The organism is Halochromatium sp. (assembly GCF_054919635.1).
The window spans coordinates 1-10,372 of record NZ_JBUDPI010000107.1; the positions used below are offsets into that span (position 1 = coordinate 1).

The window sequence follows — 10,372 nt, forward strand, 5'->3', positions numbered from 1 at the left end:
GAAAGCCAAGAGCACCAACCCTGCCAGCGCGGCGCCAACGCCCGCAGGTCCCGCCTGAACGCTGAGCACCCAGAGCAGCCAGGCCGTGGTGGCGAACATCGGAAACGCCAGGAACTGCTTCAGCGTCTCCATCCAGGCACCTGGCCGCGGCAACCGTCTCGCCAAGGCCGGACTCAGGGCCAGGAGCAGAAATGGCAACGCCATCCCAAGCCCCAAGGTCAGCACGACGGACAGCGCCACCGGCCAGGGCTGAGCCAACGCATAACCGAGCGCGGCACCCATGAATGGCGCTGTGCAGGGTGCCGCGACCAGGGCCGCGAGTGCCCCTGTCATGTAGGCACCGAGATGACCACCGCTTGGCGCCGTCGCACCAATTCCCATGAGGCGAGTGCCGATCGTGATCGCACCCGACAGGCTCAGCCCGAGCGTCAGACACAGATAGGCCATCAGCGCCACAAAGACCGGCGACTGCAGCTGGAAGCCCCAGCCCACGGCCGCTCCGCCCGCGCGCAGCGCCAGCAGCAGCAAGGCCACCAGCCCGAAAAAACTCAGCACTCCAGCGGTATAGGCTAGCCCGTGCAGAACGCGCTCGGCGAGACGTTGCTGGCCCTGCTGAGCCAGCGACAACGCCTTGATCGCCAGCACAGGGAACACGCAGGGCATCAGATTCAGGATCAGGCCGCCGAGCAACGCGAAGGTCAGCGCTAGCGGCAGGCCAGGCATACTCTCCTCAGTGCCAGCCAACATCTCAGGTTCTGCCTGCGCAGCCACGCCGGTTGCAGGTCTCCTGTCTGCTGCACCGGAGGATCCTGCGCTCTTCGCGGCTGCGTGGGCAGGCCGCGTCGACGCATCCACGGCAAAGGCCATCCGAACGCTATCGGTTGCCGGCCTCGTTCCAGGCAGATTGGCCTCCTGTACCGCCTCGGTTGCCATTTCAACGACCAGCAAACCGGTGGGAGCCGCTGCGCCCGGTGCTTCACCCGGGGTCAGCATCAGTTGCAGTCGATCGCCATCGATTTGCCAGCGTTGTGGTGCCGCGTGCTCGAGCAGCCCCCACTCATCGGCGAAGAACCTCACCGACCTCGGCTCTGTTGGCAGCGCTACCGCAGGAAGACTGAGACGCATCTTTTCGGGGCCGAGGGCCTGATCGAGGTCTGCTGCTGACTCAGCCCCAGGGCTAGTCACAGGGTCAGACACAGGAGCCATTGGCGAGTCCGCATTGCGCTCAAGACTCGCCGCGATGGTCCCGCCAACTGGAAGCTCAGCCCTTGCAGTTGCAAAGAGGTTTGCGCGCTCGCGATCAGGCCCTTGCGCGCTCGCGCCATCCTCCAACCCTGCCCAGCCGAGCTCGTCGGATGCGTCAAGCGCTGATGGCGGCTCCACCGCAGCGGTCTCGAGGCTAAGCGCGAAGCTGCCTTGCTCGGGTATGCAGTGCTCCTCGCAGACCAGCCAGGTTGCATCAACCTCGATGGCGAGCGGCTCGCCTGGTCTCGAATCCCTTGGGATTGAAAGGGAGATCAGATGAACTGCGCGGTCTGAGTAACCGTAGTTGGCAAGCGGACCGACCCGAATCAGAGAAGGATAGGTCCATTGGATCGGACCAGCCTTCATACCCTCCGGTAAACGCCAGGTCAGCCGTGGAGGCTCTCCAGAATCGCCAGGATTCTTCCAGTAGGTGTGCCAATGCGATCGGATCTCGAAGACCAGCGCCAAGTCAACCTGCCCGCCTGGAGCTGCGGTTGCTGTCTCGGCGATGAGCTGGGCACGGAGATTCTCGGTTTCGACGAGTTCCGAAACACCTCGGCCCTGAATGGGGAGCAACCGGGATGAGGCGATCGGCTCGGCCAGCGATGCCGACGGCAGTGCGAAACAGAGCAGCGTTAGCGCGAGGACCGCGCCTTCAGAGCGACGAGAGCGCAGCCAAAGACTCAGAGCGAGGCCTAGGGCCAGGCTCGGGGAAAGCCTCGGGGCAAGGCCTAGGGCAAGGCTTGGGCGCATCAGGACCGGCGTCGAGTACGACGCTCGAGCTTGAAGCCCGTGATGTCGGATGCCAAGCGCTCAACGGGCAGCGCTCCGAGTCCACCGTAATGCGCGATCGCCTGCTCGACGAGAAGACTGACATCATCGATGGATGTCGGATCGCCATCCATTAGCCGCTGCAGCCCGGTGAGCCCACCGCCTTGGATCTTGACCAGCACACTGTGCGGCATCTCGGTGAGGTCATCCTGAACCTGGAACGCTGACAAGGCGACGGTCTTGAGCCGAGCATGCAGCTCAGTGCAGCGCTCATGTGCGGCTACCTCTTGACAGTCGTATTCAGAGCCACCCCGGCGCACAACCTCGCGCGCATGGACGCAACGCGCGCGACCACTGGTGATTGGGGATGCAAAGGGACATTTCAGCTCCATCGGGACCTCGCGTTGACGGGATTTGGCAAGACCAGTCGGCTGATTGGGCACAACAATCAGTGATTGTCCTTGCGTTTTGTCAATGACTAGACCAAATTATGGGCGTCGGAGGCCATCGACAAATCGCCTTCCCCGTTGCAGCATCACTGGCTCAGGCCTCACGCTCACAGCGATCAGACCCTAGACGAGCGACAGAGGCTCAACTGCAGCAATCCGATTCCAGCCACAACGCGGCTCGATGCTCAGCCATCCCGCAAAGGATCAAGGCATCACTGGGGTCGACCCCAGACTTCTAACAAGACACCAGATTACAACCGGAGGAACTCACAATGGATCAAACCACCGCCGCCGTTGACGCCGTCCAGGCCGAGGACATCATCGTCAACAAGATCAGCCTCGCCCAGCCTTGGGAGTGGATCGAGAAGGGCTGGCGCGACATGCTAGCCGCTCGCCGGTACAGCCTGACCTATGGCGCCGTGATCGTGTTGATCAGCGGCCTGATCACCCTCGGCCTGATGGGCGAAGGGCTCTTCTTCATCGTGCCATTCCTAGCCGCCGGCTTCTACCTGCTGGCCCCCATCATCGGCCTTGGGCTCTATCAGATGAGCGCCCACGTCGAGCGCGATGAGCCAATTAAATTCTGTAGCGCACTGGAGGCTTGGCGTCGGAATCAGGCTCAGCTTGGCGTCATCACTGCTGGGCTGTTGATCATCATGCAGCTCTGGATGATGTCGAACTTTGTGCTCTTCGCACTGCTCTACACCGGCATGCATCCACCGCTCGAGAACTTTTTCGGCACGGTTTTTCTATCCGGGCAGCACAACGCCTTCGCCTTTGCGAGCCTGTCGGTCGGCTTCCTGCTCGCTTGGCTCGCCTACGCGATCAGCGCCATCTCGGTACCCATGCTGATGGACCGCAAGGTTGACGGTTTTACAGCAATCCGCACCAGCGTGAGGGCGGTGACCCAGAACTGGGCGCCGATGACCCTTTGGGCGCTATTGATCGTCTTCTTCATCGGCCTCGGTCTTGTGACCTTCTACGTCGGTTTGGCCATCGCCATGCCGTTGGTGGGCCATGCGACCTGGCACGCCTATCGAGACCTGGTGCCGAGCGAGCATTGAGTCGATTTGTCTAGCCCCACCATCCCGCCCGGCCGCGCTGCGCCGGGCGGTGGTTTCTGCAGCGCTTAACAGGGCGCCCCGCAGGATCGGCCGCTCAGGACACGCATGTCTGTCCCTGACACCTCCCTAGAGCGTACACTGACGCGGCTCGCTGAGCTGCTGGAGCGGATCGGTCATCCACGAGCGGTGGAGGTTCGGGCGCTCCTCGAGATGCTCCAGGAAACGCCAACGCTCGCCTGGCGCCAGCTCGACGCCAACGGCTGGTGGGCCGGTGCTGGCTCCTTAGCTGCGGAGACCCTGTGTGATAATCCGGGTCTACCAGAGACCGAGTGGACCATGGAGGTACGTGAGTTCCGACATTTGATGATCGAGGTCGGCGAAGACCTGTTGGCTCAGGGTGCAGCCAATCCGGGCATCGGCTCCTGGCTCTTGGCGTTCAGCCACTGGAACGCCTCAGAGGTTTGATCCGAGCCGAACATCCGCCGTAGAGTCCCAGTCGGCTCGGCCGTTTTTCGCCCTCCAACCCCTCCTATGTTGCTCTCTGTCAAGCACCAGTTCTTGTTCATTCACATCGCCAAGACTGGCGGGACGAGCATACGCGCCGCGCTCGCGGGCAGGCGCTGGGCCGACCCCTGGTACTGGCCGATGTTCTTCTGCAGCCGGCTCAGTCATCTGAGCGGCCACCGCATCGCGACGAAGCTACCACGCCATGCCAAGGCGATCGCCGCCCAAGAGCTGTTGCCGCGCGAGCGATTCGATGCCCTATTCAAGTTCGCCTTCGTTCGCAATCCCTGGGATTTGCAGGTCAGCTCCTTTCATCACATTCGGCGCGAGCGACCTCAATACCTAGGTGGTCATCAGGATTTTGCCGGCTTCTTGCGCTGGAAGCTCGACCCCGAGCGCGCACCGCAGTATCACCTCGATACGTCGATCGAGCTCCAGACCGATTATCTGATCGATCTCCGCGGTCGCCTGATCGTCGATTTCATCGGTCGATACGAACGCCTCGAGCAGGATTTTAAGGAAGCCTGCAGCCATATCGGCCTCTCTACACCCAAGCTTCCCCACCGTCGCCAGGCCAATGACCGGAGCACTGATTATCGGCGCTATTACGATGACGACACCGCCGAGTTGGTCGCCCAGCACTTTGCCCCGGACATCGAGCGTCTGAGCTATCGCTTCGATCCAAGCCCATGACCGGAATGAGCGACGACGACTATCGGCATCTGCTCAACGAGCTGGAAAGCCTGCTGCGAGAGACGGCCGAGACGCTGCAACGCTTTGAAGAAACGGGGATGGATGAACAACTGCACGAGGACTATCAGAAGCTTCTCACGATCCAGGCCGAGGCCCAGCGCGAGCAGCAGATCTATCTCGATGCGCTTCGACATCACCCGCCTGGCCAGCTTCATTAGGCCGCAACCGATGACAGAGACGGAAAAAGGCCCGGCGTGCTCTAGCACACCGGGCCCCGCAACTTCCAGTAGTTGCTCACTTAACGGGGAACGCTCATCGAGCGATCCACTCCCCGTTAAGCTGGAGGCAACCGTTTAGAGGTTGACGCGATCAATGACGTGCACGATGCCATTACTCGCATGAATGTTGCTCTTGACCAAGTCTGAGCCGCCAAAGCCGATGTGGCCGTCGGAGCTCGCCATGGGCCCAACAGCGGCTGATGCCCCGTCAATGGTGCGTGCCTCGCTCATCTGCATCAGATCAGTCGCGCTGTAGCGGCCGGGCACGATGTGCTTGGAGACGAGCGCAGCCAGTGCTGCCGGGTCTTCACGCAGCGCGGCACGCTGTTCTTCGGTGAGCTTGGCGAAGGCCTCGTCGCTCGGGACAAACAGGGTGTAGGCACTGTCTCCGCTCAACAGGTCGGCCTTATCGCTGGCCTGGATTGCTGCTCGGAACTCATCGAAGACGCCTGAGCCTGAGAGCACGTCCGCTAAGGTCTTGGAGCTTGCGTAGGATGGTACGCCATTGACGTCACCGTACTTGCCTAACATATCGGTTGGCTTCGCGTTCTGTAATCCTGCCTGCGCGCGAGCCAGGGTTTCTTCATCGGCATACTTGCTGCCGAAAGAGAGGGCAGTCAGCGGACCCAGCGCCATGCTGAGGCCGAGGATGACAACGAGACGGTTGGAGCGGGTGGTCGAGTCGGTCATGGGAGGTTCCTCAAGCGAGTGTCGTCTGAATAAGCAGATCTGGACAGAATCGCGTCAGACGGGTGGCTTGACGTCTTCAAAACCTACGTTTCTGTCCCCTACGAGGGACTAGTTTAGGACAGTCTAGGCACTTGCCAAGGTAAACCTAGTTAAGAGCATGGTCTTTCCGGTTGGACGACACTCCTCCGCCGTCCAGCTCGTCAGCCCAGCAACAAGCGGGTCAACAAGGCGAGGGCCTTTTCCCAGGCAGGATGGATGGATGGAAGGACGGACATTCGGACGAAGCAAGAGCGCTCCGCCAGAGCGAGGGATCAGCGCCGGCTCTGGCGCTGATAGAGCGCCATGAAGGCGCGCTCGGAAAAACCGTCTAAGCGTTGGTCACCGACGAGAATGGTCGGCACGGCGCGGGCACCGAGTCGTTCCAGGGCCTTCCGCGCCTTGGCACTGCGTCCCACGTCAAGCTCGCTATAAGCAATGCCGCGCGCCTCGAAAAAGGCCTTGGCGCTGCGACAGCGCGCACAACCTTGGCTGCTGTAGAGCAAGACCCGCGGGGGCCGAGAGCGACCAGTGCCTGAATCCTCAGCCATGTCTCAACGGCGCTTGCGGGCACGTGGATGTGCCTGATCATAGACCTGCGCGAGATGTTGAAAATCGAGATGCGTGTAGACCTGTGTGGTCGCGATATCGGCATGACCCAACAGCTCTTGCACGGCGCGCAGATCGCCGGACGACTCCAAGAGGTGACTGGCAAACGAGTGCCGCAGCAGATGCGGATGCAGGTTGCGACTAGCACCCCGCTCCTGCGCCCAGCGCTTGAGACGCGCCTGAACCGTCCGTGGATGGATGCGCCGACCGCGTGTGCTGACGAAGAGGGCGAGCTCGTTCTGAGCAGCAAGCAAGGGCCGCACCGCACGCCAGGCCGCAATCGCCTTCAGCGCGGCCTGACCAACCGGCACGCGACGTGTCTTCGAGCCCTTGCCGACCACAGTCAGCATTGCATCAGCCGGATCGATATCCTGCACATTGACCGCAATCAGCTCCGCGAGCCTTAGGCCCGAGGAGTAGAACAGCTCAATCATTGCCGTGTCCCGTAGCGCCAATGGCTCATCGCCGGCGTCCGTTGCCGCTGCTGCGCCATCGTCCTGACCGAGATCGGCGCTAGCGCCAGGACAGGCGCCCGCGCTGTTGTGGCTATCGAGCAACGCGCTCAGCGTATCGGCATCGAGACTCCCGGGCAGCCGTCGTGCGCTCTTCGGCGCGCGGAGGCCGCGCGCCGGGTTGTGCGACACCAGATGCTCTCGGAGCAGGAAGTCGAAGAAGGTCCGCAGGGCCGAGAGCTCGCGGGCCAAGCTTCGCCCCCCGATGCCTTTGCGGTGCCGGCTCGCAATGTAGCGACGGATTGCATCGTCCCGCAGATCTGACCAGTCCTGGATACCTTGCTCGAGCCGCCAACCGCTGATGCGTTGCAGATCCCGCTGATAGCTGCTGAGGGTATGCGGCGAAAGACGGCGCTCATCGGACAGATGAGCGAGGAAACCTTGTAGTAACGGATCGGGGCTGGCTTCCGGGATTGGCGGGATTGGCAGGATTGGGTCTGAGCCCTTGGGCGCGACCGAGTCTAAGCCACAGTCGCCGTCGACACCAGGCACCGACTTGTTGGCTGTACGCCTCATAGCAGCTCAACCGGCTCGGTCTAGATGTGCCAGGCTGGCCAACTTGGCGCCGGCAACCGCGCCCAGCCGCTCGAGCAGGTCGGTGCCCATGTCGGCCGCGAAACGCTTCGGATCAGCACTGCCAATCGCCAGCACGCCTGTTTGCTCAGGCGCGCGAATCGGAATCAGTGCCGCAGAGTGGATCTCGACCTGGAGCTCGCCGAAGAGCGCCCCGGCTTGCTCAGCGGCGAAGGGCCCGCAAAGACAGCGATCGCGATCGATGAATTCGACGAAGCTACGCACCAATGGATCGGCCGCCCGCGCATTGGCATCGACGGGAAACAGTTTCACGGCCACCGCATCCGCTCGAAACTGCTCGCGCAGTGCCTGCTCTAGCGCGTTGCAGGCATGCTGCAGATCCGGCGCCAGAATCAACCTCAGGGTCAGCTCGTGTAGGCGCTCTAGCATGGCTTCGTAATCATGCGCCCGCGCGACCAGGTGGTTGAGGCGGCCACGCTCGTTGGCAAGCTGCTCGCGGAGCACCTGGACCTGACGCTCGATCAGCGAGGTCGCGCTGCCACTTCCGTGCGGCACATTGAGCTTGGCCAGCACATCGGGATGGCGCAGCAGGAAATCCGGATACCGCGTCAGCCAGGCGGCAACCGTCTCGTCATTGACCACAGATGCGGCCTGAGTGCCGTCGCTGCTCATTGCTCGATCTCCCCATCGAAGACACGAACGGCAGGGCCGGTCATGGTCACTGGCATGCCGTCACCAGGCCAATCAATGACCAAGGTCCCACCCGGTAAGCTAACCTTGACCTGTTCATCCAGCTCGCCCCAAAGGCGCCCGATGACCACCGCGGCGCAGGCGCCGGTGCCGCAGGCAAGGGTCTCGCCAACACCGCGCTCCCATACCCGCAGCCGAATGGCCGATGCGCTCTCGCGCTGCATGAAGCCGACGTTAGCGCCTTGCGGGAAGAAGGGGTCTCGCTCGATGCGCGGTCCCAGCTCGGCGACCGGCGCCTGATCGAGGTCATCGCTAACCGAGAGCACCGCATGCGGATTGCCCATCGACACCGCCCCAATCCGCAGCGCCCGGCAGCCGGCCCCGAGATCATAGGCTGGAGCACGCGCGCGCGTCGCCAACGGGATGGCAGCAGGGTCAAAGCGCGGTTGCCCCATGTTCACGCTCACCTGTCCATCGGGCAAGAGCTCGAGCCGGATCGGACCTGCCGCCGTGCCAACGCGAATCGAATCAGAGGCGCTCAAGCCCTCATCGCGCACATAGCGAGCGAAACAACGCGCGCCATTGCCGCATTGCTCGACCTCGTGGCCATCGGCGTTGAAGATGCGATAGTGGAAGGCGGTATCCGCTGTGCGCGGCGGCTCGACCAGAAGGAGCTGATCGCAGCCGATGCCGAAGTGCCGATCGGCAAGCTGGCGAATCTGCTGGGCGCTCAAGCTCACTTGCTGCCGAATCGCGTCGACGACAACGAAATCATTACCCAGCCCCTGCATCTTGGTGAACCGCATCCGCATCAGGGAAGACGACCCAACACCGCGAGATGACGATCGCTGACGACCTGCACCGAGAGCGCGCGCTGCAGCCCAACCTCGCACAACTGGCCCTCGACCTCAGCTGGCTCAAAGGCCGCAAACAGCGAGTGATGGAAGTCTTGGCGCAGAACTGGCGAGGCACCTCCGGCATATCGCTCGACCAGGGCAGCCGCCGAGGTCGATGACGAGGGACGCATCAGGTCCATGATCAGCACCAACGCACCAGGGCGGCCCAATGCCGGCAGGCTGCGCCAGAGCACCTGCGGATCATGCAAGTGGTGGAGCAGATTGTTGGACAGGATCAGGTCATAGGCCCGCGTCTCGAGCCGCGGTGATGGCAGCTTGTCGCAGATCAGCCGCGCACGACTTGCCAGCTCCGGCTCAGGCGCTAGCGCGGTCTGTGCGATGTCTAGCATCGATTGGCTGCCATCAAGTGCGTCACAGGTTGCCTCGGGAAAACGACGCAAGAATTGGGTTACGATGGCTGCGGGGCCACAGCCCAGGACGAGCGCTCGTGCGCCTTTTAGCGGCCCGGGATTCTGCTCGATCAACAGGCGCAAGAACAGCTCGCTGGACTCGGTGAAATCGGCTTCGGCTTCGGCATGGGCCTCGGCCTGCACCTGAGTGTCCATCGGCTCAGGCTCGGGGCGCCGCTTCATGGCAAGACCTCTTCACCGGCGAACAGCTCGCTGATCGACTCCCGCCGACGCACCAGATGCGCCTGCCCGCCATCGACCATCACCTCCGCAGCGCGTGGTCGGCTGTTGTAGTTCGAGCTCATCGAGAATCCATAGGCCCCGCTCCCCCGAATCGCGAGCAGATCCCCTTCGGCCAGCACCAGCCGGCGCCCGCGGCCGAGAAAGTCGCCGGTCTCGCAGACCGGACCGACGATCTCGTAGAGCTCGGCTGAGCTGTTCTGCTCGCCAGAAGGAGCAGCCAGGGACTCGCTCGGACGCTCTGCCACACCATCGACCTCTACCAAGCCATCGGCGCTGGGCCGCTGCACTGGCAAGATCTCCTGCTCGGCGCCATAGAGGGCTGGGCGAAGCAGATCGTTCATGGCCGCGTCGACGATCGCGAAGCGATGCGTCGGTGTTGGCTTGAGATACTCAACGCGCGTCAACAACACACCAGCATTGCCCGCAATCGCGCGTCCCGGCTCCAGGATGATCTCGAAAGGACGCTCACCGAGCCGCTCCAACAACGCAGCAGCATAGGCAGTGGGCAACGGTGGCTCCTCGTCGGTATACCGGATGCCGAGGCCGCCGCCCAGGTCCAGGTGGTCGATGGGGATGCGTTGATCGGCAAGTCGATCGGCGAGCAGCAGCACCCGATCCAGCGCATCGATGAAGGGCCCCAGGCTGGTCAGCTGCGAGCCGATATGACAATCGATGCCAACGACGCGAAGCCCAGGCTGAGTGGCCGCTTGCCGATACAAGGCCTCGGCTGCCTCGATATCGATCCCAC

At 62.7% G+C, this 10,372-nt stretch carries 13 protein-coding genes; 4 read left to right on the forward strand and 9 right to left on the reverse strand.

Going from position 1 to position 10,372, the window contains the following annotated elements:
- Nucleotides 1-1,998: cytochrome c biogenesis protein CcdA (locus tag ACY693_RS08535; protein ID WP_462321403.1), on the reverse strand; the 1,998-nt coding region annotated here is incomplete at its 3' end.
- Complete coding sequence (locus ACY693_RS08540) at nt 1,998-2,408, reverse strand: hypothetical protein (protein ID WP_462321404.1); 411 nt, start codon at nt 2,406-2,408, stop codon at nt 1,998-2,000. The genes ACY693_RS08535 and ACY693_RS08540, both read right to left, overlap by 1 nt.
- Nucleotides 2,409-2,737: 329 nt before the next feature.
- Here ACY693_RS08540 and ACY693_RS08545 point away from each other — a divergent pair, with 329 nt between their 5' ends.
- From ACY693_RS08545 to ACY693_RS08560, 4 genes are all read left to right on the forward strand, one after another.
- A complete protein-coding gene (locus ACY693_RS08545) occupies nt 2,738-3,529 on the forward strand; it encodes a DUF2189 domain-containing protein (RefSeq protein WP_462321405.1) in 792 nt (263 codons plus the stop codon).
- Between the two features lie 105 nt (nt 3,530-3,634).
- On the forward strand, nt 3,635-3,994 hold the full coding sequence (locus ACY693_RS08550) for a hypothetical protein (RefSeq protein WP_462321406.1): 360 nt from the start codon (nt 3,635-3,637) through the stop codon (nt 3,992-3,994).
- A gap of 66 nt (nt 3,995-4,060) precedes the next feature.
- Nucleotides 4,061-4,726, forward strand: coding sequence for a sulfotransferase family 2 domain-containing protein (locus ACY693_RS08555; RefSeq protein ID WP_462321407.1), 666 nt, complete (start codon nt 4,061-4,063; stop codon nt 4,724-4,726).
- On the forward strand, nt 4,723-4,944 hold the full coding sequence (locus ACY693_RS08560) for a hypothetical protein (RefSeq protein ID WP_462321408.1): 222 nt from the start codon (nt 4,723-4,725) through the stop codon (nt 4,942-4,944). The genes ACY693_RS08555 and ACY693_RS08560 overlap by 4 nt, the downstream gene beginning before the upstream one ends.
- Before the next feature lie 135 nt (nt 4,945-5,079).
- Here ACY693_RS08560 and ACY693_RS08565 read toward each other — a convergent pair whose 3' ends face one another.
- From ACY693_RS08565 to ACY693_RS08595, 7 genes are all read right to left on the reverse strand, one after another.
- A complete protein-coding gene (locus ACY693_RS08565; RefSeq protein WP_462321409.1) occupies nt 5,080-5,694 on the reverse strand; it encodes a fasciclin domain-containing protein in 615 nt (204 codons plus the stop codon).
- A gap of 311 nt (nt 5,695-6,005) precedes the next feature.
- Nucleotides 6,006-6,281, reverse strand: a complete 276-nt coding sequence (locus ACY693_RS08570; protein WP_462321410.1) for a glutaredoxin family protein — start codon at nt 6,279-6,281, stop codon at nt 6,006-6,008.
- A gap of 3 nt (nt 6,282-6,284) precedes the next feature.
- A complete protein-coding gene (locus ACY693_RS08575) occupies nt 6,285-7,367 on the reverse strand; it encodes a tyrosine recombinase XerC (RefSeq protein ID WP_462321411.1) in 1,083 nt (360 codons plus the stop codon).
- A gap of 6 nt (nt 7,368-7,373) precedes the next feature.
- Nucleotides 7,374-8,057, reverse strand: coding sequence for a DUF484 family protein (locus ACY693_RS08580; RefSeq protein WP_462321412.1), 684 nt, complete (start codon nt 8,055-8,057; stop codon nt 7,374-7,376).
- Nucleotides 8,054-8,887: a diaminopimelate epimerase gene (gene dapF / locus ACY693_RS08585; protein WP_462321413.1), complete on the reverse strand. Its 834-nt coding sequence runs from the start codon at nt 8,885-8,887 to the stop codon at nt 8,054-8,056. The genes ACY693_RS08580 and dapF overlap by 4 nt, the downstream gene beginning before the upstream one ends.
- Complete coding sequence (locus ACY693_RS08590) at nt 8,887-9,564, reverse strand: class I SAM-dependent methyltransferase (RefSeq protein WP_462321414.1); 678 nt, start codon at nt 9,562-9,564, stop codon at nt 8,887-8,889. Before ACY693_RS08590 ends, dapF begins: the two co-directional genes overlap by 1 nt.
- The coding region (locus ACY693_RS08595) for a diaminopimelate decarboxylase family protein (RefSeq protein WP_462321415.1) at nt 9,561-10,372 on the reverse strand (812 nt) is incomplete at its 5' end. The genes ACY693_RS08595 and ACY693_RS08590, both read right to left, overlap by 4 nt.